Consider the following 23637-nt stretch of genomic DNA (forward strand, 5'->3'; position numbering starts at 1 on the left):
CCGACTAGCAGTCAGCCATACAGCCAAATCAAGCTGATTCTTCACTCCCCTCTGGGGGTGGCGAAAAATCAACATGATCAAGGTAACTGCAAGTTGGGACACATAGACTTTTCACTTCATAACGGAACGCCTACGGTCACCGTCCGAGACAACCGAGGATTAGGCATCCGCGATATCGCTTATCATCGCCATCCCGATACACCCGAACAACTCGACGAACGCATCACCCGCCACCGGTTCAACGCCCTTGCGCAGCTTGAGCAAAGCATCGATCCTCGCCTCCATGAACGCCAAGCCGTGGACGCGACGACCCAACCCAATTACAAATTTCATAATTCGCTGACGGGCGATGTCCTGCGTAGCGACAGTGCCGACGCGGGCGTCACGCTCTCGCTCAACGATGTTCACGGCCGCCAGTGCCTGAGCATTGGCGCCACAGGCGTGCTCCATCGCTGGCACTATGAAACCCCACCGCTTGCAGGGCGATTGCTACACGTGAGTGAGCATATCGCCGAAGCAAATCCGCGCATCACAGAACGCTTGGTCTGGGGCGACAACACCCAGACTGCGAAGGATCAGAATCTTGCAGGCCGATGCGTGCGCCACTATGACACGGCAGGTTGTTGGCAGATGGACAGCGCCGGCTTGGCCACAAGCGTACTTTCCGCCACCCAAAAGTTGCTGGCGGAAGGCACCGAAGCCGATTGGCAGGGAGAGGACGCGGCAGTCTGGGACAAGCTACTAGCACCGGATGCGTTCACGACCTCATATCGTATCGACGCGACGGGAGCTTCCATCGAGCAACGCGATGCGCTCGGCCATACCCAATGCCAGGCCTATGACATAGCGGGCATGCTGCGTAGCACTCGGCTGATCATGAAAGGTGGAACGACGCGGGTTATCTTGAAGGCTGTGGAATACTCCGCGTTCGGACAAAAGCTGCGGGAAGAACAGGGCAACGGCGTCATTACCACCTACACCTACGAACAGCGGACTCAGCGCCTCCTAGGCAGCAAGATCGAACGACGTGCCGGGCGCAGCGAGGCGAAAGTCCTGCAAGACATACGGTACGAATATGACCCAGTCGGTAATATCCTGAGTGTGCACAATGATGCGGAGGCGACGCGGTTCTGGCGTAATCAGAAGATCGTACCGGTCAATCGCTATGCATATGACAGCCTCTATCAACTGATCTCAGCCAGCGGCCGTGAAATGGCCGATATGCCCCGCCAAGGCCCTAAGCCTCCCTCCCCCACCATTCCACTCCCGACCAACGACGGGGCCTACACCAACTACACACGTCGTTACCAATACGATCGCGCTGGCAACCTGACGCGTATCTCACACAGCGCACCCGCCTCCAACAACAGCTATACCCTGGACATGACAGTGTCCAACCGCAGCAATCGGGCGGTATTGCATACTCTCGCCGACGATCCTGCCAAGGTCGATGCCCTCTTCGATGCAGCGGGCAATCAGTTACAACTGCAACCTGGCCAATCCCTTCATTGGACACCGCGCGGGCAGCTCGGCAAGTTCGTGTCACAGGCAGGTGATGACAGCGCTGTTGGCCAGGAAAGCTATCGCTACGGCGCGGACGGCCAACGCATCGCCAAGTTCAGCATCCAACAGGCAGGCGCCCAAACCCGATATGTACTCTATTTGCCAGGGTTGGAAATGCGTGCCCGTGCCAAGGACGATGCGATAAAAGAACTGCTTCACGTGATCACCATCGGCGAAGCCGGTAATGCTCAAGTGCGATTACTGCACTGGGAAACCGGCACACCGCCAAGTGTCAGCAATGACTCGCTGCGCTACGGCTATTCCAATCTCATAGACAGCGTCGGGCTCGAACTCGATAGCGACGGTCAAATCATCAGCTATGAAGAGTACTACCCCTACGGCGGCTCTGCGGTATGGGCCGCTCGCAGCCAGACAGAAGCCGATTACAAGACCGTGCGTTATTCAGGGAAAGAACGCGATGGCACGGGGCTCTATTATTACGGTCACCGGTATTACCAACCCTGGGTCGGGCGCTGGCTCAGTGCAGACCCTGCCGGTACGGTCGATGGACTTAATCTTTATCGAATGGTACGAAACAACCCCATTGCCTTAAAAGACAACAACGGGTTGAATGCCGAAGGGTATTACCATGAGTTCCAAGCGCTGAAGAGCGCACCCAGTATGATCCGTAACACCAGGCTTCAAATTCAAGATTATATGCGAAGCCAAACCGAAAGCCGGATTATTTACGTGTTGATGTCGATCGTTTTGGAAGCGCTCGCTACGACCATTGGCATGGCCGGCGGCCTCCTGGGCGGTGCGGCGGGAGGGGCTATAGGAGGCGCTGTAGGAGGGGTTATCGCCAACGTTCCAGGAGCCGCTGTAGGCACAACCTGGGGGGCTAGCGTAGGAGGGCTCGTCGGGAAAACCGTTGTAAAGAAAGCGGCAGAGAAAATACTCCCGCAGGCTGAGTTGACGCCAGACCTCGACATGACAAAAAAAATAAACGAAACGGCCGAAGGCGGCCTTGGGCATAAAATCAAACATTTCCTAGAAAAAGAAATAACCATGGAAAAGCTCCGTGAAAAAATAACCGATGATCAAATGACCAACGATGCAAACAAAGTGGCGACAGGCGTGGGTTTACCACAATACCCTCTTACCCTTCCCGTATCAAAAGCGATAAAAGTCGCCACAGAAGTGGAAAAATCAATAACCGTTACCACAAAACATGCAGTAGCCGGGGCAATACCTGCTCAAGTAGAGAATGCAAAAGGTGCCCTTCATGCCATTTACTCAAAGATAGACGCGCAATTCGGTAAGCTCAGCAGCATGCGCAGCCGTAAAAGCCTGTTGAGGCCTTTCATACCCGATGGCCCACGAGAGCTTTCCATTACATTGAATAATGACCCGTTCAACCCTGATGCATGGGTGGGAAGATCGGAGGTCGAGAAGCCTTACCAGGCAGCCTTGGCCGAACTGGATAAACTTAACGAACTGTACGTTAAGTACGAAAAAAAATTTCGTACTTAAGCGATCTCAACAACCGGCCCCGCCGGTCTGCTGCATGCAAGACCGGCGGTACCCCAATGCCTGAACTCACCCCGCCTCAGCCCGAATCCGTATCGCGTCATGACGCCAATATTCCAGGTCACAGTCGATCAGATGCCCATACTGGTCGCTGTTGACCCGGGTGACATGCAACCCCGGGCTACCCGCCGAGACCTTGAGGGCTGCGGCAGCCGGAGCCGGCAACGCGGTCGGCAGGATCTCGAAGCATACCCGGCCATAAGCGATCCCATAGGCTCTGGCATAGATCTCGGTCAGCGACTGACCAAGATCCAACTCCAGGATCCCAGGAAAATACTTAGGGTTCAGGTAATGCTCGGCATACAGCACGGCACGCCCGTCGATGCGCCGCAAGCGGCAGATCTGCACCACGCTGGACAACGCCGGCAAGCGCAACCGCGCACAGATCGCCGCCGAGGCCGGTTGCAACCGAGCAGACAGCAGCTCGGTACTGGGCACCCTCCCCTGCTCTCGGACCATGGCATGGAAGTGGCTGCGCTCGATCAGGTCATAAGTCAGCCGCTCCGGCGCCACGAACCAACCCCGCCGCTCCTCGCGATAAATCAGCCCCTGTGCCTCCAGCTGCACCAAGGCCTCGCGCAGGGTGATACGTGTGGTGTCGAACACCTCACTGAGCTTGCGTTCGGCCGGCAGCTTGCCGCCCGGCGCCAGCAGACCGTGTTCGATCTGCTCTTGCAGGGCATGGCAGATGGCTGTTACCGCGCGCGGTGGCGTCGAGTGCATCAAGGTTACCTGTATGGACTAGTCCAGCCCCAATGTTGGGCAATTGGAGAATAGTGCAAGCCTAGGGAGGGGTGATGAACATCCTGTGACAAAGACTACCAGTGCTGGCCTAGGAAACGAGCAAGGCCTTGCGAATAAAGGCCTGCGATCTGGTCTACGCTGTAGTGCCAGGGCCTGCATCGCAGGGTTGCGGGCCTGCTCGTACATCAAACTGTCACGCAACCGGCCTACCTTGGCTCGAGGATTGCTGACCTAGACCAAAGGTTCGCAAACGAACGGTTTTCCTACAACAACACTGCAAGGCCCAACCAAAGGAGCTTCGGATGAAAAAGTTCTTCATGGCGTCACTGCTGGGCTCGGCCATCGCCCTGTGCACCTCGGCCATGGCCGCCGATACCGATCTCAAGGCCCTGGAAGAGGCCACTCGCAAGGAAGGCACCGTCAATAGCGTGGGCATGCCCGATGCTTGGGCCAACTGGAAAGGCACCTGGGCGGACCTTGCCAGTAAATACGGTCTCAAGCACAGCGACACGGACATGAGCTCGGCCCAGGAGATCGCCAAGTTCGATGCCGAGAAGGACAATGCCAGTGCCGACATCGGTGACGTGGGCGCCGCCTTCGGCCCCATCGCCGCCACCAAAGGTGTGACCCAACCGTACAAACCCAGTACGTGGGATCAAGTTCCAGAATGGGCCAAGGACAAGGATGGCCACTGGGCCTTGGCCTATACCGGTACCATCGCGTTCATCATCAACAAGGACCTGGTCAAGGAAAGCGAACGCCCGAAAACCTGGCACGACCTGGAAAAAGGCAAGTACAAGGTCGCCATCGGCGACGTAGGCACCGCCGCCCAGGCCGCCAATGGCGTGCTCGCCGCAGCCATCGCCTACAAGGGCGACGAGAGCAACCTGCAACCCGGCCTGCAACTGTTCACCAAACTCGCCCAGCAAAAGCGCCTGTCGCTGGCCAACCCGACCATCCAGACTCTGGAAAAAGGTGAAGTGGAAGTCGGCGTGGTATGGGACTTCAACGGTCTGAGCTACCGGGAGCAGATCGATCCCAAGCGTTTCGAGGTGCTGATCCCGTCCGATGGCTCAGTGATCTCCGGCTACACCACTATCATCAACAAGTACGCCAAGCACCCCAACGCGGCCAAGTTGACGCGTGAGTACATTTTCAGTGATGCCGGCCAGACCAACCTGGCCATCGGGCACGCCCGTCCGATTCGCGCCGAGCACCTGAAGCTGCCGGCCGAAGTGCAGGCCAAGCTGCTGCCGAACGAGCAGTACAGCGCCGCCCAACCGATCAAGAATGCCGAGGCCTGGGAGGCCACTTCCAAAAAGCTGCCGCAGATGTGGCAAGAGCAAGTGATCATCGAGATGGAATAAAAAGCTTCAAGTGCCAAGCTGCAAGCTTCAAGTCAAAGCAGGTGATCGACATGCCTGCTTCTTCTTGTCGCTTGTAGCTTGCAGCTTGCAGCTCCACTGGGAGCCACCATGCAACACAACGTCATCCTGGTCCTGCTCGACGGCCTCAACCATCAGGTGGCCCACCACGCCATGGGTCATCTGCATGCCTATGTCGAGGCCGACCGTGCCGCCCTGTACCGCGTAGAGTGCGAGCTGCCATCGCTGTCACGCCCGCTGTACGAATGCATTCTCACCGGTGTCCCGCCCATCGACAGCGGCATCGTGCACAACAACATCAATCGTCTGTCCACCCAACGCAGTGTCTTCCACTATGCCCGAGAAGCGGGCCTAGGGACCGCGGCGGCGGCATATCACTGGTTTAGCGAGCTGTACAACCGCTCGCCCTTCGACCCGTTGCGCGACCGTCACACCCACGCGCCGAAGCTGCCGATCCAACACGGCCTGTTCTACTACGCCGACCACTACCCTGACTCGCATTTGCTGGCCGATGCCGAGTACCTGCGTCGGCGCCATGCGCCGAACTTCCTGCTGGTCCATCCGATGAACATCGATGACGCCGGGCACCGCCATGGCCTGGACAGCAGCCAGTACCGCAATGCCGCTCGCAGCGCCGACATCCTGCTGGCCGACTACCTACCGCTGTGGCTGCAGGAGGGCTATCAGGTGCTGGTGACCGCCGACCATGGCATGAACAACGACCGCTCGCACAATGGTTTGCTGGCCGAGGAGCGCGAAGTGCCGTTGTTCGTGTTCGGCGAGGCATTCAGCCTGGACCCTGCGGCCACGCCCCTGCAGACCGAATTGTGCGGCACGATCTGCGAGCTGCTCGGCGCGCCACATGACAAGCCAGTCTGCCGGGAGCTGCTCAAGTGAATGCCAGCCAACGTGGCCGCTACCTGGCCCTGCTCTGCCTGCTCCCGTTTGCCGTGTTCTTCATTGTTTTCCAGATCGCGCCCTTGGCCTGGGTGGCCATCAACAGCCTGCAGAGTGAAAGCGGCTGGGGACTTGCCAATTTCAGCAAGGTCTTCGCCTCGAAGTTCTACTTGCAGGCGCTGCAACGCAGTCTGGAAATCAGCTTCTGGTCGAGCCTGTTCGGCATCGTCATCGCGACCCTCGGCGCCTACTCCCTGCGCCAGGTGGATTCACGCTTGCGTGATTTCGTCAGTGCCTTCGCCAACATGACCAGTAACTTCGCTGGCGTACCGCTGGCCTTCGCCTTCATCATCCTGCTCGGCTTCAACGGCGCCCTGACCCTGCTGCTCAAGCAGGTGGGCCTGCTCGAGGATTTCAGTATCTATTCCAAGAGCGGCCTGATCCTGGTGTACACCTACTTCCAGATTCCCCTCGGCGTGCTGCTGCTCTACCCGGCTTTCGACGCCCTGCGGGAAGACTGGCGCGAGTCGGCAGCCCTGCTGGGTGCCAGTCATTGGCAGTTCTGGCGGCACATCGGCCTGCCGGTGCTGGCTCCGGCGTTGCTGGGCACGTTCGTGATCCTGCTGGCCAACGCTCTGGGCGCCTACGCCACCGTCTACGCCCTGACCACCGGCAACTTCAACGTACTGCCGATCCGCATCGCCGCCCTGGTGGCCGGTGACATCACCCTGGATCCGAACCTGGCCAGCGCCCTGGCCATGGTGCTGGTGGGGCTGATGACACTGGTCACCGTGGTCCATCAATGGCTGCTCAAGAGGAGCTACCATGCGCGCTGAACCTCGAACCAGCCTCTATCACCGGGTCGTGGTGTACCTGTTGTTCATCATCCTGCTGTTGCCGCTGGCCGGCACCCTGCTCTACTCCTTGGCCACCAGTTGGTCGGCGAGCCTGCTGCCCAGTGGCCTGACCTTCAAGTGGTACCTGGCGTTGTGGAGCGAGCCGCGCTTTCTCGCGGCCTTCGGCCAGTCGCTGCTGGTGTGCGTAGGTGCGCTGGTGCTATCGGTGGTGCTGATCCTGCCTTTGCTGTTCGTGGTGCATTACCACTTTCCGCGGCTGGACGCGCTGATGAATATCCTCATCCTCCTGCCGTTCGCCGTGCCACCGGTGGTGTCTTCGGTGGGCCTGCTGCAGCTGTATGGCAGCGGCCCGATGGCCATGGTCGGTACGCCTTGGATCCTGATCGGCTGCTACTTCACCATCGCCCTGCCCTTCATGTACAGGGCGATCACCAACAACCTGCAGGCGATCAACCTGCGCGACCTGATGGACGCCGCCCAACTGCTCGGTGCCAGCACCTGGCAGGCAGCGTTCCTGGTGGTGCTGCCGAACTTGCGCAAGGGCCTGATGGTGGCACTGCTGCTGTCGTTCTCCTTCCTGTTCGGCGAGTTCGTCTTCGCCAACCTGCTGGTGGGTACACGCTACGAGACCTTGCAGGTGTACCTGAACAACATGCGCAACAGCAGCGGCCATTTCAACAGTGCACTGGTAATCTCCTACTTCGCCTTCGTGCTGGTGCTGACCTGGGTCGCCAATCGCCTGAACAAGGACAAATCCTGACATGAGCTTCGTCAGCGTACAGAAACTGCACAAAAGCTATGCCGGCAGCCCGGTGTTCCACGACATCGACTGTCAGATCGAACGCGGCGAGTTCGTCACACTGCTGGGTCCATCCGGCTGCGGCAAGTCGACCCTGCTGCGTTGCATCGCCGGCCTCACCCCCGTGGACAGTGGCCGGATCCTGCTCGATGGCCAAGACCTGGTGCCCGTCAGCCCGCAGAAGCGCGGCATCGGCATGGTCTTCCAGAGCTACGCGCTGTTCCCCAACATGACCGTGGAGCAGAATGTCGCCTTCGGCCTGCGCATGCAGAAGACCAAGGCCGACGAGAGCAAGGCCCGGGTTCTCGAGGCTTTGGAGCTGGTGGAGCTGGGCAGTTTTGCCGGGCGCTATCCGCACCAGCTCTCCGGTGGTCAATGCCAGCGCGTGGCCCTGGCCCGATCGCTGGTGACCCGCCCTCGTCTGCTGTTGCTCGACGAACCACTGTCGGCCCTGGACGCGCGTATCCGCAAGCACCTGCGCGAGCAGATCCGCGCGATCCAGCGCGAGCTGGGGCTGACCACCATTTTCGTCACCCACGACCAGGAAGAAGCGCTGACGATGTCCGATCGAATCTTCCTGATGAACCAAGGACGCATTGTCCAGAGCGGCGATGCCGAAACCCTCTATACAGCACCCGTGGACCTGTTCGCCGCAGGTTTCATCGGCAACTACAACCTGCTCGACCCGGACGCCGCCAGCCGCCTGTTGCAACGCCCGGTGGCCGCCCGCCTGGCGATCCGCCCGGAAGCCATCAGCCTGCACCTGGACGGCGAGCTCGAAGGCCAGGTTCGCAGCCACAGCCTGCTGGGCAACGTCATCCGCTACCGGGTGCAGGTGCGTGGCGTGGAACTGGTGGTGGACGTACTCAACCGCTCATCGGCCGACCTGCATGCCGATGGCCAGCGGGTGTCCCTGTCGATCGACCCCACGGCGCTACGAGAAGTGGCCTAAGGAGAACAACAATGGCATTGGCAATATTCGATCTGGACGAAACCCTGATCCACGGTGATTGCGCCTCGCTGTGGAGCAAGCAGATGGCTCAGTTGGGCTGGGTCGACGGCAAGGAATTCCTGCGACGCGACCAGGAATTGATGGAAGCCTATGGCAAAGGCCACCTGCAGATGGAGGAGTACATGGCCTTCAGCCTGGAGCCGATAGCAGGACGTACCCTCGAGGAGGTCGAACACCTGATCGAGCCCTGGGTCGAAGACGTGATCGAACCGATCATCTTTGGCGACGCCTGCCGCTGCATCGCCGAACACCGCAAGCGTGGCGACCGCATCTTGATCATCTCCGCCTCGGGAACTCACCTGGTGGGACCGATCGCGGCGCGTCTGGGCGTGGACGAATACCTGGCCATCGAGCTGGAAGCGGTGAATGGCGTGTACACCGGCAAGACCCACGGCGTGCTGACCTACCGTGAAGGCAAGATCACCCGCCTGCTGGAGTGGCTGGACCAAGAGCAGGAGAACCTCGAAGGCGCCAGCTTCTATTCGGACTCGCGCAATGACCTGCCACTGCTGCTGAAAGTCGACTACCCGCATGTGGTCAACCCGGACCCGGTGTTGCGTGAGCATGCGCAGATCAATGGGTGGCCGATCCTGAGCTGGAGCTGATTTTCAGCCTGTTCGCGGGTAAAAACGCTCCCACAACACCAGTGGGAGCGGCTTACCTGCGAACAGGCCAGCCCGGCTTACACCAAGGCAGGATCGATCACCAGCACCAGCTTGCCCGACACCTGGTTGCTCGCCAGCTCCGCAAACGCCGCCTCGGCAAAGGCCACCGGGTAGGTGTCCACCAGTTGCGGTGAAAGCCGACCTTCGCTGAACAGCGGCCACACCTGCTGGCCCAGGTCTCGCAGCAGTTCAGCCTTGAAGGTATCGTCACGGTTGCGCAGCGTGGAGCCTGTGACTTGCACCCGTTTGGCCAGCAGTTGCGCCAGGTCCAGCTCGGCCTTGCGCCCGCCCATCAGGCCGATGATCACCCAACGCCCGTCCCGGGCCAGTAGCTTGAGGTTGAGTGGCCCGTAGCTGGCCCCCACCGGATCGAGGATCGCATCGAACGGGCCGAAACCTTCCAGTGTTTCCAGATTCTCGTTGCGCACCACGCCACCGGCCGCCCCCAGCGCCTGGCAGTAGGCCAGACGATCCTGCGAGCCGACACTGACCCACACGGGGTTGCCGAACGCCTTGCACAGCTGGATCGCCGCCGAGCCCACTCCGCTGGCCCCGGCATGCACCAAGACCTTTTCACCGGCCCGCAGGCCTGCCAGCTGGAACAGGTTCAGCCATGCCGTGGCATACACCTCGGGGATCGCCGCCGCCTCGTGCAGGCTCAGGCCTTCGGGGACCGGCAGGACATGGCGGGCATCGACCACCACTTCTTCGGCCATGCCGCCACCTGCGAGCAATGCGCAAACCCGGTCGCCAACACGCCAGTCGGCGCCCGGGCCGACCTCCGCGATCACTCCCGCGCATTCCAGGCCAAGGTACGGGCTGGCACCGGGGGGCGGCGGGTACAAGCCTGCGCGCTGGAGCAGGTCAGCACGGTTGAGTCCCGCTGCAGCCACACGGATCCGGACCTGACCCGCATCACAGGCCGGGCGCTCGGCTTCTACCCAGGCCACATGTCCGTCAACGCCTTGCAATGCCTTCACAGTGCCTCCATAGTTGAGTCATGACTGAGCCCGGGATCGCCATGTCCCGGGCTTTTTGCAGTATGCGTCCGGCTCTCCTGGAGCCGGCGAACGGAAAAGACGGCCTACTATGCGTGATCAATTGCCTTTACGTCGAATCAGCATGAAGCATTTCCTGCCCAGCACAGCCCTCGCCCTCATGATCGGCCTCGGCAGTCTCACGCTCGGCGGCAATGCATCGGCCGCCAACAAGTGGGACAGCCTGCAACCTGACCGCGACGAGATCGTCGCCAGTCTCAACGTAGTGGAACTGCTCAAGCGCCACCACTACAGCAAGCCGCCGCTGGACGACGCCCGTTCGATCATCATCTACGACAGCTACATCAAGCTGCTCGATCCTTCGCGCAGCTACTTCACCGCCGCCGACATCGCCCAGTTCGACAAGTGGAAGACCCAGTTCGACGACTTCCTCAAAAGCGGCAACCTGGAGCCTGGCTTCACCATCTACAAGCGCTACCTGGACCGCGTGAAATCGCGCCTGGACTTCGCGCTCGCGGAGCTGGACAAGGGCGTCGACAAAATGGACTTCACCACCCGCGAAACCTTGCTGGTCGACCGCAAGGATGCCCCGTGGATGAAGAACGAGGCCGAGCTCGACGACCTGTGGCGCAAGCGCGTCAAAGATGAAGTCTTGCGTCAGAAGATCGCAGGCAAAGATCCCAAGCAGATCCAGGAAACCCTGACCAAGCGCTACAAGAACCAACTTTCGCGCCTGGACCAGACCCGTGCCGAGGATATCTTCCAGGCCTACATCAATACCTTCGCCCAGTCGTACGATCCGCACACCAACTACCTGTCGCCAGATAACGCCGAAAACTTCGATATCAACATGAGCCTGTCGCTCGAAGGCATCGGCGCCGTGCTGCAAAGCGACAACGACCAGGTCAAGATCGTGCGCCTGGTACCAGCAGGCCCGGCAGCCAAGACCAAGCAGGTGGCACCTGCCGACAAGATCATCGGCGTGGCCCAAGGCAACAAGGAAATGGTCGACGTGGTCGGCTGGCGCCTTGACGAAGTGGTCAAGCTGATCCGCGGCCCGAAAGGCTCGGTGGTGCGCCTGGAGATCATCCCGGCCAGCAACGCGCCCAACGACCAGACCAGCAAGATCGTGTCGATCACCCGCGAGGCGGTGAAGCTCGAGGAGCAGGCTGCCAAGAAGTCGGTGCTCAAACTCAAGCAGGATGGGCGCGAGTACAAGCTGGGCATCATCGAGATTCCGGCCTTCTATCTGGACTTCAAGGCCTATCGCGCAGGCGATCCGGACTACAAGAGCACGACCCGCGACGTGAAGAAGCTGCTCACTGAGCTGCAGAAAGAAAAAGTCGACGGTGTGGTCATCGATCTTCGCAACAACGGTGGCGGCTCCCTGCAGGAAGCCACCGAGCTGACCAGCCTGTTCATCGAGAAAGGCCCGACGGTGCTGGTGCGCAACAGCGACGGCCGTGTCGACGTGCTCGAGGACGAAAATCCCGGCGCCTTCTACAAAGGCCCGCTGGCCCTGCTGGTCAACCGTCTCTCGGCGTCGGCCTCGGAAATCTTCGCCGGTGCCATGCAGGACTACCATCGCGCCTTGATCATCGGCGGCCAGACCTTCGGCAAAGGCACCGTACAGACCATCCAGCCGCTCAATCATGGCGAGCTGAAACTGACTTTGGCCAAGTTCTACCGGGTTTCCGGGCAGAGCACTCAACACCAAGGAGTGCTGCCGGACATCGACTACCCGTCGATCATCGACACCAAGGAAATCGGCGAAAGCGCCCTGCCCGAAGCCATGCCGTGGGATACCATCCGCCCTGTCGTGCGCCCGGCCGTGGACCCGTTCAAGCCGTTCCTGGCCGAGCTCAAGGCACGTCACGATGCGCGTAGCGCCAAGGATCCAGAGTTCGCCTATATCCGCGATCGCCTGGCCCTGACCCAGAAGCTGATGAACGAAAAGACCGTCAGCCTCAACGAGCAGGAGCGCCGCGCCCGCCACGACGAGATCGAAGCCAAGCAACTGGCACTGGAGAACATCCGTCGCAAAGCCAAGGGCGAAGAGCCACTCAAAGAGCTCAAGAAGGAAGACGAGGACGCCTTGCCCACCGAGGACGAGGACACCAAGCCGGAAGACGATGCCTACCTGTCCGAGACAGGGCGCATCCTGCTCGACTACCTGAGCCTCAATTCGCAGGTGGCCAAGCACTGAGAGCGTGATGGCAGAATAATGCGACCTGTCATCAAATAGTCATTCGGCTGTCGTGAAATAGAAGGGCCGGACGCGCAAGCGCCCGGCCCTTTTTCTTTCAGGAAGCAGTCCATGACCGTCACCGAACAGCTCAGCGCATTGAGCGCCATCCTGGCTCAACGCAGCATCCACAGCCTGTTCCAGCCGATCATCTGTCTTTCCGAACGCCGCGTCCTTGGTTACGAGGCACTCAGTCGCGGCCCCTCCAACAGCCCGTTGCACGCGCCCCTGAACCTGTTCGCCATCGCCCATCAGGCCGGTCGCCTCACTGAACTGGAAGAAGCCTGCCGCGACAGTGCCTGCCGGCAGTTCTGCGACCAGGCACTGGAGGGCAAGCTGTTTCTCAACGTCTCACCCGAGTCACTGCTCGAACCCAACTACCCCTCCGGTCGCACCCTCAAGCTATTGGAGCAAGTCGGGTTGCCGCCGAGCCGAGTGGTCATCGAGCTGACCGAACACACCCCGACCGACGATTTCCAGTTGTTGTCCAACGCTTTGCACCACTACCGCGACATGGGCTTCTCCATCGCCTTGGACGATTTGGGCGCAGGCTATTCCAGCCTGCGGCTGTGGTCGGAGCTGCGACCAGACTACGTGAAGATCGATCGGCATTTCATCGACGGTATCCACCTGGACCCTCTCAAGCGCGAATTCGTTGGTTCCATCCTGCAGATCGCCCGCGCCTCAAAGGCCCAAGTGATCGCCGAAGGCATCGAGCTGGCCGAAGAACTGACGGTACTTGGGGAAATGGGCGTGGATCTGGTTCAGGGCTATCTGCTCGGCCGCCCACAGGAGTATCCGCTACGCGAAGACTTCCAGCCGCTGTTGCAGAAGGACAGCGAGGCGCCTGCCGCCAGGGCCAGGCCTGACGATTTGCGCGCGTTGCTGATCGAGCAGCGGGCAGTGAGGGTTGATAGCGAGATTGAAGAGGTGCTCGATGCCTTCAAGGCCTGCGCCGGGGTCAATTCCCTGGCTGTGCTGGATGATCATGGCAGACCCTGCGGCCTTATCCATCGCCAGGACTTGTTGATCACTCCGGGCAAGGCGGTTGCGCAACTGATGAGCGTAGAGTTTCTGGCCATGGAGCGTCTGCACTCACTACGCCAGGCCAGCCGCCTGATCACCAGCCGGGTTCGCCAACGCCTCGATGAGGACTTCGTCATCACCCACAACGGCCGTTATCAGGGCATAGGACGCGTACTGGACCTGCTGAGGTTGATCACCGAGCAGACCGCAGCCTGAATGTGCTGCTGCGTCAGGCGTGTTCCGGATAGCTGTACTCGAACACCCGTACCACTTCGGAGGCATGCCAAGACGCCGCTTCCAGACCATCGACTGGCCCGGAGAAACGCCCCAGGCGCTCGACACACTCGAAAAAGCCGGTACGCGGTAGGCGGCTAGCACCTTGGCTGATCACCAACGAGCTGCGCAATGGCTGATCGGCACGGGCATCGAGGACAGCGAGGTACTCCAGGGCAGCGGTCAAGGTCTGCATGGCCGGGCTGGGAAGCTGCAGGCGTTCGATCAAGGCACGGTACGTGAGCAGGTGACGTTGACGCCGGGCCACATCCAGTTCGCCCAGCAGGCTCTCCCAATGCTGTCGGCTGATCCTGACCTGGCTCATGATGGCTCGCTCCAGCCCGCGATACCCAGATGCCAGGCCAGGCTGCGCAGGATCGCAGCGTCTGGTTGGCGCTCGCCGGACTCGATCATGCCCAGATAGGCCGGGCTGATACCGACATTGCGTGCCAGTTGTTCCGGCGCCAGCCCCTTGGCCTCACGCAATCGCGTCAAATCGCTCAACGATGCCAGGCTCGGCGCCTGGGCAGCCACAGTGGCTTTTGGTTCAACGCTTGCAGGCGCCTGCCCGGCCGCCTTGAGCAACGCCTGATATTGCTCCCAGGGAACTACGGCGTACTCGGGTTGACCGTCCCGGCTGATGACCTGAATACCCATTACAACCCCCTTTACGTAGGATTACAGCATGTAATCCGTAGGCATAATCCTTATGCCAATTATATGTCCAAGCGCGGGCGTCTGTGCAGGTCGGGCAGATCAGCGTTTTGCATGACGAAATAGGTTCAGGCAAGGAATCCGGTGCCATCCTCAGGGGGCGCGACGCTCCAGGCGCAGGCTTTCAGGGGAATCCGGCAGCCGTTCCACCACCCTCAGCCGCTCGGGCGCCTGGCTGTCGCGCCAGGCCTTGAAGCGGTTCAACTCATCGGCCACGGTCTTGAGCACCCAGCCGAGCACGGCGATGTCATCGAGAAAACCAACGCCCACCAGCCAATCGGGAATGGCGTCCAGCGGGCTTACGAAGTACAGCAGGCCAGCCACCACCGTGACCAGCGCCTTGGGGCTGATGGCCCGGTACTCACCACGCCACCACGCCAGGCACAGGGCCTGCAGCAGACGCACATCCTCACGCAATTGGCCCAGCTTCGGCCCCTTGCGCGCGACGGCGAACAACAGGGCTGGCAGACGGCCACGGCTGAGCAGACGCTCCGCCAAGGGCAGGAAGCGGGCAAAATTCCAGGGTGCGCTCATGAGGCCTCCATATCGGCAGGGAAGGTTATCCACATTTATTGTGGATAACCTTGTGAACAGGGTGCAGTTTCCGACGCGAGGCGCCCACTGGGCAAGGGTCTCGCTCAGATCGGGCGTTTTTTACACAGTCGTTTCATAACCGCAAACGTTTTGCTACGGGGCTGCCCTACTCCTGCTACGACCGTACAGCCGCGCCGAGGTTCGCCTTCGTCAAACCCCAGAAACGACAACGCCCCGTCGAGACGGGGCGTTGTGAACAGCGCGATTACTTGGCAGGTGCTTCAGCTTCCGGAGCCTCGGCCTCGCCTTCTGCCTTGGACGGATCCTTGATACCGATCAGTTCCAGGTCGAACACCAGGACCGAGTTGGCCGGGATCAGCGGGCTCGGGCTCTGGGCGCCGTAAGCCAGGTCAGCCGGGATGTACAACTTGTACTTCTCGCCGACGTGCATCAGTTGCAGACCTTCTACCCAGCCTGGGATCACACCGCTGACAGGCAGGTCGATCGGGCTGCCGCGCTCGACGGAGCTGTCGAAGACCTTGCCATCGATCAGCTTGCCTTCATAGTGGACTGTCACCACGTCGGTAGGCTTGGGCTGCGGGCCGTCGGCTTTCTTGACCACTTCATACTGCAGGCCCGACGCAGTGGTGACCACGCCTGGCTTCTTGGCGTTTTCTTCGAGGAATTTCTTGCCGGCGCTAGCCGCTTCCTCGCTGGCCTTGGCCAGGCGTTCTTCGGCGCGCTTCTGCAGCGCGGTGAACGCCTCGACCAACTCTTCGTCCTTGATGCGTTGCTCTTTCTTGGCAACCGCATCCTCGATACCGAGAGCTACTGCTTTGGAATCAAGGTCTTCCATGCCTTCCTGAGCCAGACTCTTGCCCATGTTCAGGCCGATACCGTAGGAGGCTTTCTGTGCCGGAGTCTTCAGCTCGACGCTGCTGGTCTGAGCGTCGCAGCCCGCCAGGACCAGGCCAACCAGGGCAACCGCAGCCGCCAAACGATGCTGTTTCATGCTAGTTCCTTGTTCATGCGCCATAAGGGCAATCAGGTAAAGCCGCGAGCTTAGCAGGCGGCCGTGACCAATGGCTACCGGCATGAGAGCAGGGAATGTCCGATAAGTTCACGGATATTTCCGATCAATTGAAGGTGTCATTGTCCCTACGTACGTCAGATTCGAGCTGCCCGTGCACCTCCGGCATGGCCAAAGGCCTGCACACTCACGGATACAGGCCATCCCGGTACTGCCCTGCGACTTCACGCATCACCTCGCATACCCATTGTCCAGGCACACCCTGGGGCAACGCGGCATTACGACAGATACCCACCGAACCACCAGGCTCGCGTACACCGAGATCGAGCTCGACCAGCTCGCCACGCCCCAGGTCGATCAAGACCGCGTCACGCGGCGCCACCCAGACCGCATCGCTGCCGAGCAGGTAACGACGGCTCAAGGCCAAGGACAAGGTCTCCAGGCGCTGGGCTGGCATCTGGATCGCGCACTGCACGAACAAGCTGTCGGCGTGCTGGCGGATGGTCGTGCCCTGGGGCGGCAGGACCAGCGGGTAGTCGCCAACCCGCGCGCGTTCGACGGGGTGGCGCGCCAGCAAAGGATGGCCGGGCCGTACCACCAAACTCATCGACTCGCTGTACAAATGCTCGAAGGACAACCCCTGAATCTGGGGGCTGTCGGTCATACGCCCTACGACCAGCTCCAGCTCACCCAGACGCAACTGCCCAAGCAGCTGAGCACTGGCACCAGTCACCACTTCGATCACCAATGCCGAATGCCGCTGGTGTAGCCGGCAAAGCACCTCCGGCATGAGCAGGCTCTCGACCGTCGATAACACACCGATGCGCACCTGCGACGGCGCCCGCGCCTCGCCGCGCACACTTCCCACGCCTTCACGTAGAGCGTGGACGCTGGGCCCGGCGTAACGCATGAACAAGGTGCCAGCGGCGGTCAGTTCGGCGCCTTGCCGGGTGCGCTCGAACAGGCGGGTTTCGAGCAGCTCTTCGAGCTCGCGCAACGTCTTGGATATCGCCGGCTGGCTGATCGCCAATACATCGGCAGCCCTGGCCAGGCTACCCTGGCGGGCAATCTCCAGAAAACACAACAGATGGCGGTACTTGATGCGGGTATCGAGGTTCATGCCCGGCAGCTTGCAGCTTCGGGCCTCGCGCTTCAAGCACCTGTTCGCCCTCCCTGGCAAGCGGTGGCGCATGTATCGTCCGTAGGGCTATTCTGGCGACTCTTTGCCATTGTGATCCTAGCCTTGCCCATGTCCCAAGTGATCTTCAAGACCCCGGCCCAACTCGACCTCATGCGCCGGGCAGGTCAACTGCTGGCCCAGGTGTTCGCTGACCTGGACAGCTTCATTCGCCCTGGCGTGACCACCCTGCAGATCAACGACCGCGCCGAGGCCTTCATCGTCCAGACGCTCAAAGCGCGGCCGGCGAGCAAGGGGCAGTACGGCTTTCCCTATGCGCTGAACACCTCCGTGGACCATGTGGTGTGCCATGGCATGCCAAAGGCCGATGAGGTGCTTAGGGTGGGGTCGATCATCAACGTCGACATCACCCTGGAACAGGGCGGCTATATTGCCGACTCATCGAAAATGTACTGTCTCGGCCAGGTCAGCGATGACGCCCGGCGCCTGGTGGATACCACCTATGCGGCGCTCTGGAAAGGCATCGCCCAGGTACGCCCCGGCGCAACCCTCGGCGATATCGGCCATGCCATCCAGGTTCATGCCGAGGCGGCAGGCTACAGCGTGGTCCGGGAGTACTGCGGCCATGGTATCGGCCAGCAAATGCACGAAGGCCCTGAAGTGCTGCACTTCGGCCAGCCGGGCATGGGCATGAAACTCAAGCCAGGCATGGTCTTTACCATCGAACCGATGATCAACCAAGGTGGGCGCGGTACGCGTACATTGCGCGATGGCTGGACCGTGATTACCCGCGATCATTCGCTGTCGGCCCAGTGGGAACATACCGTGGCCGTGACAGAGACTGGCGTGGAAGTGCTGACGCTGCGCGAGGAAGAAAAGGCCTGGGCAACCGCGATGGCTTGACCGGGAAGGGGCGTAAGGGGCGCCCCAATCACGATGCCGAGCGCCAACGCTCGCGAAGCCTGGATGAGAAGAGCAGAAACAAAAAAAGCGACCCTAAGGTCGCTTTTTTTGTGGCTTCCGGGTGTTCAGTGGGCCCTGGAAGCTGGAATATGGCGCAGCGGACGGGACTCGAACCCGCGACCCCCGGCGTGACAGGCCGGTATTCTAACCGACTGAACTACCGCTGCGCTAAACATCGAGAAGTGGTGGGTGATGACGGGATCGAACCGCCGACCCTCTGCTTGTAAGGCAGATGCTCTCCCGGCTGAGCTAATCACCCAACGTCTCGGTGTGGCGCGCATTCTACGGAGGACCTGCCACCCTGGCAAGCACTTTTTTAAAAAAATTTTTCAGATCTTTCAAAGACCTAGCACAACCAGGCTTTTCCTTATGAATAAGTGTCTGGTGGCCCTCTGACAGGGTTGGCCTGTGACCGCCCCTCGGAGAATAATGCCCGCCTTATGCATTAAGGAGAGATTCCCCCTCATGTGGTTCAAGAACCTGCTGACCTACCGCCTGACCCAGGACATCCCGTTCGAACCCGAGGCGCTGGAAGCCGCCTTGGCCAGCAAGCCGGCCCGCCCTTGTGCCAGCCAGGAGCTGACCACCTACGGTTTCGTCGCCCCATTCGGCAAGGGCGAGGATGCTCCTCTGGTGCACGTCAGCGGTGACTTCCTGCTGATCGCCGCGCGCAAGGAAGAGCGCATCCTGCCAAGCAGCGTGGTCAACGATGCGGTCAAGGAAAAGATCGAGGAGATCGAGACCGAACAGATGCGCAAGGTCTACAAGAAGGAGCGCGACCAGATCAAGGACGACATCATCCAATCGTTCCTGCCCCGTGCCTTCATCCGCCGTTCGATGATCTTCGCCGCCATCGCCCCGCGCCTAGGCCTGATCCTGGTCAATTCGGCCAGCGCCAAGCGCGCTGAAGACCTGCTGTCGACCCTGCGTGAAGTCATGGGTTCGCTGCCGGTGCGTCCGGTCACCGTGAAGATCGCCCCGAGCGCGACCATGACCGACTGGGTCAAGTCTCAAGCACCTGCACCAGACTTCTTCGTCCTGGACGAGTGCGAGCTGCGCGATACCCACGAGGACGGCGGCATCGTTCGTTGCAAGCGTCAGGATCTGGCCAGCGAAGAGATCCAGCTCCATCTGGGCACCGGCAAGGTAGTCACCCAGTTGGCCTTGGCCTGGCAGGACAAGCTGTCGTTCGTGCTCGACGACAAGACCGTGATCAAGCGCCTGAAATTCGAGGAGTTGCTGCAAGAGCAAGCCGAGCAGGATGGCGGGGAAGAAGCTCAGCAACAGTTCGATGCCAGCTTCACCCTGATGATGATGACCTTCACCGAGTTCCTGCCGGCGCTGTTCGAAGCCCTGGGTGGCGAGGAGATCCCGCAGGGGGTCTAAGAGCGGTCACAAGCTGCAAGAAGAAAGTCAAAAGCGACAGCGCGGTGCGGCCAGCACCGTGCTGCTTCACTTAAGGCTTGGAGCTTGAAGCTGCGACACCGTGAGTCCGTCGGACTTGCCCTGTTTTCTGGAAATGGGCAGTATAGTGCGCACTGTGAGGACGACCTCACGACGCTCTGCGTGATCATTCAGGGGGACGGCCCCATCCTTAACAACGATGGAGACCCACCATGTCCTGGATCATCCTGTTCTTCGCTGGCCTGTTCGAAGTCGGCTGGGCCGTAGGCCTGAAGTACACCGACGGTTTCACCCGTCCACTCCCCACCGCACTGACTGTTGCCGCCATGGCCGTGAGCTTGGGCCTGCTGGGTCTGGCCATGAAGGAGCTGCCGCTGGGCACGGCGTATGCCGTATGGACCGGCGTCGGCGCCGTCGGCACCGTCATCGCTGGCATCATCCTGTTCGGCGAATCCATGGCGATCATGCGCCTAATCAGTGTTGCACTGATCATCGCTGGCCTGATCGGCCTGAAGGTCAGCACTAGCTGACCTTGCGCCCTCATCACTCAACGCACATCGCCACGCAGGGCACTGACCTTCTCGCGTAGTGCATTGGGCTGCGCCGCCTCCACCGGGATGGCGGCGCCAGCCACCAACGTCACCCTCGACCAAAGACGCTTGAAAAAGCCCTTGTTCGGATCGCGGCTGAAGAAGCTGCCCCAGAGCCCTTGCAAGGCCAGCGGAATCACCGGCACGGGTGTTTCCTGCAGGATGCGGCTCACCCCTCCCTTGAATACATCTATCTCGCCATCGGCGCTCAGCTTTCCTTCAGGGAAGATGCAGACCAGTTCGCCATCGGCCAGGTACTCGGCAATTCGCGCAAAGGCGCGCTCATAGGTGGCCTCGTCTTCGCTGCGTCCGGCGATGGGGATGGCCCCGGCGGTGCGGAACACGAAATTGAGCACCGGGAGGTTATAGATCTTGTAGTACATGACAAAGCGTATCGGCCTGCGAATGGCGCCGCCGATGAGCAGTGCATCGACGAAAGACACATGGTTGCACACCAGCAACGCCGGGCCCTCATCGGGGATGCACTGCAGGTCCCGATGTTCGACGCGGTACATGGAGTGGCTGAGCAGCCAGATCAGGAAACGCATGGTGAATTCGGGCACGATGCGGAAGATATAGGCGTTGACCGCGACGTTGAGCAACGACACCACCAGAAACAGCTGAGGGATACTCAGTTTTGCCACGCTCAACAGCACGATGGTGATGATCGCCGAGACCACCATGAACAGCGCATTTAGGATGTTGTTGGCAGCGATCACCCGGGCCCGCTGGTCTTCGGGCGTACGCGCCTGGATCAAGGCGTACAGCGGCACGATATAGAAGCCACCGAACACCCCCAGGCCCACGATCGAAAGCAGGATCCACCAAGCCTGGCCCATGCCAAGCAGCGCCAGCCAGTCATGGGGCACCTCCCCTGCCGGCACATCGCCCGAGTGCCACCACCACAGCAGGCCGAAAAGGGTCAGGCCGAAGGAGCCGAACGGCACCAGGCCGATCTCCACCTTGCGCCCGCTCAAACGCTCACAGAGCAGCGACCCCAAGGCGATACCCACCGAGAACAACGTCAGCACCAGCGTCACCACGGTCTCATCGCCGTGCAACCAGTCCTTCGCATAGGCCGGGATCTGGGTCAGGTAAATGGCACCGACGAACCAGAACCAGGAGTTGCCGACGATCGAGCGCGACACCGCTGGCGTTTGCCCCAGCCCCAGGCGCAAGGTGGCCCAGGATTGCTTGAAGATGTTCCAGTCCAGCTTCATCTGCGGGGCAGCGGCGGCCGCCCGAGGGATCCAGCGGCTGGCCAGGTAGCCGAGCACCGCGGTGCCGACCACTCCCCCTGCGACCACAGCAGCATAACTGCCAGAGGACATCATCACCCCAGCCCCGATGGTTCCGGCCAGGATCGCCAGGAAGGTGCCCATTTCCACCAGGCCATTTCCGCCGACCAGTTCCTCTTCACGCAAAGCCTGGGGCAGGATCGAGTACTTCACCGGGCCGAACAGCGCCGAATGGGTGCCCATCGCGAACAACGCCAGCAACATCAGGTGCAGGTGTCCGGTGACAAATCCGGTCGCGCCAATGGCCATGATGACGATCTCTGCCAACTTGATCGCGCGGATCAACGCATCCTTGGCGAACTTCTCGCCGAACTGCCCGGCCAGTGCCGAGAACAGAAAGAACGGCAGGATGAACAGCAGCGCGCAGAGATTGACCCAAATCGAGCGATCGCCCTCCAGGCTGAGCTTGTACAAGATCGCCAGGATCAGCGACTGTTTGAACAGATTGTCGTTGAAGGCACCCAACGACTGGGTAATGAAGAACGGCAGAAAACGCCGCTTGCCGAGCAGGGTGAATTGCGAGGGGTGACTCATCGTCCGTGTACCTGATTGGGCTTTTTCATTGGAGGCACGCACAGCGCGAGAAGCCACAAATCTGCATGGGAATGGGGCTCGCTGGCAACCGGAAGAATGCGTGCGGCTATTTGCGACCGCCACGCCCTCCTCCACCGGACACACGACAAACCGTGTGCCTGTCCTTATGCTTGGCCACTGGCACTACTCGACAACAAGGATGTCCGATGCTCGCCGCCCTCCATCGCTACCCCACCCCTGTGCGCCTGCTGCTTGCGATCACGTTCGCACTGACCTTGGCCCGGGCGATCACCCTGCCTTACCTGGTGGTTTACCTGGCGGACAACTTCCAGTTGCCGGTCAGCCACATCGGGCTGCTGATCGGCGGCGCGCTGATCCTGGCGTCATTGCTGAGCCTGTATGGCGGACATCTGGTCGACACCCTGAGCAACTATGCCCTGCTGATCGGCGCCATGCTGACGTTCGCCCTGGCCTTCGTCGGCGCCATCGCCAGCCGCTGGGCCGCATTGTTCTTCCTGTGCCTGGTGCTGATCAACCTGGCCCTGGCGGTGGTCGACATCGCCGCCAAGGCAGGCTTTTGCACATTACTGCCAGTGTCCGAGCGGGCCGAGGTATTCGCCATAAAGTACACCTTGAGCAACATCGCCTATGCAGCAGGCCCTCTGCTCGGGGTGGCCCTGCTCGAGCTGAATGATCACCTGCCTTTTGTAGTGTCCGCAGCGATCGGCTTGGGCATGGCCCTTTTGTACCAGCGCCTGGGCGAGCGACAACTGAAGATAAGCGAGCCACGCCAGCCCGGCGCCGGCTTTGCCCAGGTCGGTCTGCAACTGGCGCGGGACCGTCGGCTGGTGTGTTTCACCCTAGGCGGCGTGCTCAGTGCCGTGGTGTTCGGGCAGTTCACCGCCTACCTCTCCCAATACCTGGTGGTCACCGCCAGCGCCAGCGAGGCAGCGAGGTTGGTGGGGTACCTTGTGACCACCAACGCCACCACGGTGATCGCACTGCAGTACCTGGTGGGCCGCCGCATCGACCGCCAGCGCCTGATGCCTTGGCTGATGGCCGGCATGACACTGTTCGTTCTCGGTCTGCTGGGCTTTTCCCTGGCAGGCTCGGTCATGGCCTGGTGCCTGGCGATGCTGGTGTTCACCTTGGGCGAGATCATCGTGATTCCGGCCGAATACATGTTCATCGACCTGATCGCGCCGGAGCACCTGCGCGGGGTCTATTATGGCGCGCAGAACCTCTCCAACCTCGGCGCGGCCCTGGGACCTGTGCTCGTCGGATTCGCCCTGGGGCTGATGGTGCCGGTGGCGATCTTCTACCTGCTGGTGTTGTCGGTGATACTGGCGGCAGGGTTCTATTACCTGGGGACAAGGGGTGCGATGGAGCGGCCATGACGCCTTAATACGCCCCCTGCTGCGCCAAGCCGGCGCCGACA

Annotated in this window: 20 protein-coding genes, 2 tRNA genes and 1 pseudogene; 13 read left to right on the forward strand and 10 right to left on the reverse strand. The window is 60.8% G+C overall.

What is annotated here, in order from left to right; genetic code table 11:
• The first annotated feature begins 93 nt into the window (after positions 1-93).
• A complete protein-coding gene (locus tag DQ397_RS06295; protein ID WP_202959332.1) occupies positions 94-3036 on the forward strand; it encodes an RHS repeat-associated core domain-containing protein in 2943 nt (980 codons plus the stop codon).
• Between the two features lie 66 nt (positions 3037-3102).
• Here the strand turns inward: DQ397_RS06295 and DQ397_RS06300 are convergent, their stop codons facing one another.
• Positions 3103-3816, reverse strand: a complete 714-nt coding sequence (locus DQ397_RS06300) for a UTRA domain-containing protein (RefSeq protein ID WP_043206654.1) — start codon at positions 3814-3816, stop codon at positions 3103-3105.
• 323 nt (positions 3817-4139) lie between these two features.
• On the opposite strand from DQ397_RS06300, the gene DQ397_RS06305 reads away from it, so the two are divergent.
• The 6 genes from DQ397_RS06305 to DQ397_RS06330 all read left to right on the forward strand — a co-directional run bounded on the left by DQ397_RS06305 (position 4140) and on the right by DQ397_RS06330 (position 9392).
• Positions 4140-5204, forward strand: a complete 1065-nt coding sequence (locus tag DQ397_RS06305) for an ABC transporter substrate-binding protein (protein WP_043206655.1) — start codon at positions 4140-4142, stop codon at positions 5202-5204.
• A 108-nt stretch (positions 5205-5312) separates the two neighbouring features.
• Positions 5313-6119 carry an alkaline phosphatase family protein gene (locus DQ397_RS06310; protein ID WP_043206656.1) on the forward strand — a complete coding sequence of 269 codons (807 nt, stop codon included), beginning with the start codon at positions 5313-5315 and terminating at the stop codon, positions 6117-6119.
• Positions 6116-6955 carry an ABC transporter permease subunit gene (locus DQ397_RS06315; protein ID WP_043206657.1) on the forward strand — a complete coding sequence of 280 codons (840 nt, stop codon included), beginning with the start codon at positions 6116-6118 and terminating at the stop codon, positions 6953-6955. Before DQ397_RS06310 ends, DQ397_RS06315 begins: the two co-directional genes overlap by 4 nt.
• On the forward strand, positions 6945-7736 hold the full coding sequence (locus DQ397_RS06320) for an ABC transporter permease (protein WP_043206658.1): 792 nt from the start codon (positions 6945-6947) through the stop codon (positions 7734-7736). Before DQ397_RS06315 ends, DQ397_RS06320 begins: the two co-directional genes overlap by 11 nt.
• 1 nt (position 7737) lies before the next feature.
• Entirely contained in the window at positions 7738-8727 is a 990-nt protein-coding gene (locus DQ397_RS06325; RefSeq protein WP_043206660.1) for an ABC transporter ATP-binding protein, read from the forward strand.
• A gap of 11 nt (positions 8728-8738) precedes the next feature.
• On the forward strand, positions 8739-9392 hold the full coding sequence (locus DQ397_RS06330) for an HAD family phosphatase (RefSeq protein WP_043206661.1): 654 nt from the start codon (positions 8739-8741) through the stop codon (positions 9390-9392).
• Positions 9393-9469: 77 nt separating this feature from the next.
• On the opposite strand, the gene DQ397_RS06335 is transcribed toward DQ397_RS06330, so the two are convergent.
• Positions 9470-10432, reverse strand: a complete 963-nt coding sequence (locus tag DQ397_RS06335; RefSeq protein WP_043206662.1) for an NAD(P)H-quinone oxidoreductase — start codon at positions 10430-10432, stop codon at positions 9470-9472.
• A gap of 142 nt (positions 10433-10574) precedes the next feature.
• Between DQ397_RS06335 and DQ397_RS06340 the strand changes: the two genes are divergently transcribed.
• Both DQ397_RS06340 and DQ397_RS06345 read left to right on the forward strand, forming a co-directional pair.
• Positions 10575-12656 carry a carboxy terminal-processing peptidase gene (locus DQ397_RS06340; RefSeq protein ID WP_167358065.1) on the forward strand — a complete coding sequence of 694 codons (2082 nt, stop codon included), beginning with the start codon at positions 10575-10577 and terminating at the stop codon, positions 12654-12656.
• 111 nt (positions 12657-12767) lie between these two features.
• Positions 12768-13922 (forward strand): annotated as a pseudogene (locus DQ397_RS06345) (EAL domain-containing protein); the annotation flags it as partial.
• A 28-nt stretch (positions 13923-13950) separates the two neighbouring features.
• Here DQ397_RS06345 and DQ397_RS06350 read toward each other — a convergent pair.
• From DQ397_RS06350 to pcaQ, 5 genes are all read right to left on the reverse strand, one after another.
• Positions 13951-14319: a hypothetical protein gene (locus tag DQ397_RS06350; protein WP_043206664.1), complete on the reverse strand. Its 369-nt coding sequence runs from the start codon at positions 14317-14319 to the stop codon at positions 13951-13953.
• The gene (locus DQ397_RS06355) at positions 14316-14651 is read right to left on the reverse strand and encodes a helix-turn-helix transcriptional regulator (protein ID WP_043206665.1); all 336 of its coding nucleotides are present in this window, start codon (positions 14649-14651) and stop codon (positions 14316-14318) included. The genes DQ397_RS06350 and DQ397_RS06355 overlap by 4 nt, the downstream gene beginning before the upstream one ends.
• A gap of 150 nt (positions 14652-14801) precedes the next feature.
• Entirely contained in the window at positions 14802-15242 is a 441-nt protein-coding gene (locus DQ397_RS06360; protein WP_043206666.1) for a YkvA family protein, read from the reverse strand.
• Positions 15243-15507: 265 nt separating this feature from the next.
• Positions 15508-16254, reverse strand: a complete 747-nt coding sequence (locus DQ397_RS06365) for an FKBP-type peptidyl-prolyl cis-trans isomerase (protein WP_043206667.1) — start codon at positions 16252-16254, stop codon at positions 15508-15510.
• 205 nt (positions 16255-16459) lie between these two features.
• The gene (gene pcaQ / locus DQ397_RS06370) at positions 16460-17392 is read right to left on the reverse strand and encodes a pca operon transcription factor PcaQ (RefSeq protein ID WP_043206687.1); all 933 of its coding nucleotides are present in this window, start codon (positions 17390-17392) and stop codon (positions 16460-16462) included.
• A gap of 129 nt (positions 17393-17521) precedes the next feature.
• On the opposite strand from pcaQ, the gene map reads away from it, so the two are divergent.
• Positions 17522-18313 (forward strand): type I methionyl aminopeptidase, encoded by a 792-nt coding sequence (map, locus tag DQ397_RS06375; RefSeq protein ID WP_043206668.1) that lies wholly within the window; start codon positions 17522-17524, stop codon positions 18311-18313.
• Positions 18314-18463: 150 nt separating this feature from the next.
• On the opposite strand, the gene DQ397_RS06380 is transcribed toward map, so the two are convergent.
• Together DQ397_RS06380 and DQ397_RS06385 are read right to left on the reverse strand one after the other, a co-directional pair.
• Positions 18464-18540: transfer RNA gene (locus DQ397_RS06380), tRNA-Asp, on the reverse strand.
• 16 nt (positions 18541-18556) lie between these two features.
• Positions 18557-18632: transfer RNA gene (locus DQ397_RS06385), tRNA-Val, on the reverse strand.
• 206 nt (positions 18633-18838) lie between these two features.
• On the opposite strand from DQ397_RS06385, the gene rdgC reads away from it, so the two are divergent.
• Both rdgC and sugE read left to right on the forward strand, forming a co-directional pair.
• On the forward strand, positions 18839-19759 hold the full coding sequence (gene rdgC / locus DQ397_RS06390; protein WP_043215562.1) for a recombination-associated protein RdgC: 921 nt from the start codon (positions 18839-18841) through the stop codon (positions 19757-19759).
• A gap of 230 nt (positions 19760-19989) precedes the next feature.
• Positions 19990-20307, forward strand: a complete 318-nt coding sequence (sugE, locus tag DQ397_RS06395) for a quaternary ammonium compound efflux SMR transporter SugE (protein WP_043215559.1) — start codon at positions 19990-19992, stop codon at positions 20305-20307.
• A gap of 17 nt (positions 20308-20324) precedes the next feature.
• Here the strand turns inward: sugE and DQ397_RS06400 are convergent, their stop codons facing one another.
• On the reverse strand, positions 20325-22199 hold the full coding sequence (locus tag DQ397_RS06400) for an MFS transporter (RefSeq protein ID WP_090343623.1): 1875 nt from the start codon (positions 22197-22199) through the stop codon (positions 20325-20327).
• A gap of 206 nt (positions 22200-22405) precedes the next feature.
• Here DQ397_RS06400 and DQ397_RS06405 point away from each other — a divergent pair, with 206 nt between their 5' ends.
• Positions 22406-23596, forward strand: a complete 1191-nt coding sequence (locus tag DQ397_RS06405; protein ID WP_043215557.1) for an MFS transporter — start codon at positions 22406-22408, stop codon at positions 23594-23596.
• The last annotated feature ends 41 nt before the right edge of the window (positions 23597-23637 follow it).

This window comes from Pseudomonas sp. CK-NBRI-02, assembly GCF_008124495.1.
GTDB lineage: Bacteria > Pseudomonadota > Gammaproteobacteria > Pseudomonadales > Pseudomonadaceae > Aquipseudomonas > Aquipseudomonas guariconensis.

Excerpts from the sequence above, each read along its gene's own strand:
- DQ397_RS06300 (WP_043206654.1), bottom strand. The coding sequence starts at position 3,816 with ATGCACTCGACGCCACCGCGCGCGGTAACAGCCATCTGCCATGCCCTG.
- DQ397_RS06305 (WP_043206655.1), top strand. The coding sequence starts at position 4,140 with ATGAAAAAGTTCTTCATGGCGTCACTGCTGGGCTCGGCCATCGCCCTG.
- DQ397_RS06310 (WP_043206656.1), top strand. The coding sequence starts at position 5,313 with ATGCAACACAACGTCATCCTGGTCCTGCTCGACGGCCTCAACCATCAG.
- DQ397_RS06320 (WP_043206658.1), top strand. The coding sequence starts at position 6,945 with ATGCGCGCTGAACCTCGAACCAGCCTCTATCACCGGGTCGTGGTGTAC.
- DQ397_RS06325 (WP_043206660.1), top strand. The coding sequence starts at position 7,738 with ATGAGCTTCGTCAGCGTACAGAAACTGCACAAAAGCTATGCCGGCAGC.
- DQ397_RS06330 (WP_043206661.1), top strand. The coding sequence starts at position 8,739 with ATGGCATTGGCAATATTCGATCTGGACGAAACCCTGATCCACGGTGAT.
- DQ397_RS06340 (WP_167358065.1), top strand. The coding sequence starts at position 10,575 with ATGAAGCATTTCCTGCCCAGCACAGCCCTCGCCCTCATGATCGGCCTC.
- DQ397_RS06350 (WP_043206664.1), bottom strand. The coding sequence starts at position 14,319 with ATGAGCCAGGTCAGGATCAGCCGACAGCATTGGGAGAGCCTGCTGGGC.
- DQ397_RS06355 (WP_043206665.1), bottom strand. The coding sequence starts at position 14,651 with ATGGGTATTCAGGTCATCAGCCGGGACGGTCAACCCGAGTACGCCGTA.
- DQ397_RS06360 (WP_043206666.1), bottom strand. The coding sequence starts at position 15,242 with ATGAGCGCACCCTGGAATTTTGCCCGCTTCCTGCCCTTGGCGGAGCGT.
- DQ397_RS06365 (WP_043206667.1), bottom strand. The coding sequence starts at position 16,254 with ATGAAACAGCATCGTTTGGCGGCTGCGGTTGCCCTGGTTGGCCTGGTC.
- pcaQ (WP_043206687.1), bottom strand. The coding sequence starts at position 17,392 with ATGAACCTCGATACCCGCATCAAGTACCGCCATCTGTTGTGTTTTCTG.
- map (WP_043206668.1), top strand. The coding sequence starts at position 17,522 with ATGTCCCAAGTGATCTTCAAGACCCCGGCCCAACTCGACCTCATGCGC.
- rdgC (WP_043215562.1), top strand. The coding sequence starts at position 18,839 with ATGTGGTTCAAGAACCTGCTGACCTACCGCCTGACCCAGGACATCCCG.
- sugE (WP_043215559.1), top strand. The coding sequence starts at position 19,990 with ATGTCCTGGATCATCCTGTTCTTCGCTGGCCTGTTCGAAGTCGGCTGG.
- DQ397_RS06400 (WP_090343623.1), bottom strand. The coding sequence starts at position 22,199 with ATGAGTCACCCCTCGCAATTCACCCTGCTCGGCAAGCGGCGTTTTCTG.
- DQ397_RS06405 (WP_043215557.1), top strand. The coding sequence starts at position 22,406 with ATGCTCGCCGCCCTCCATCGCTACCCCACCCCTGTGCGCCTGCTGCTT.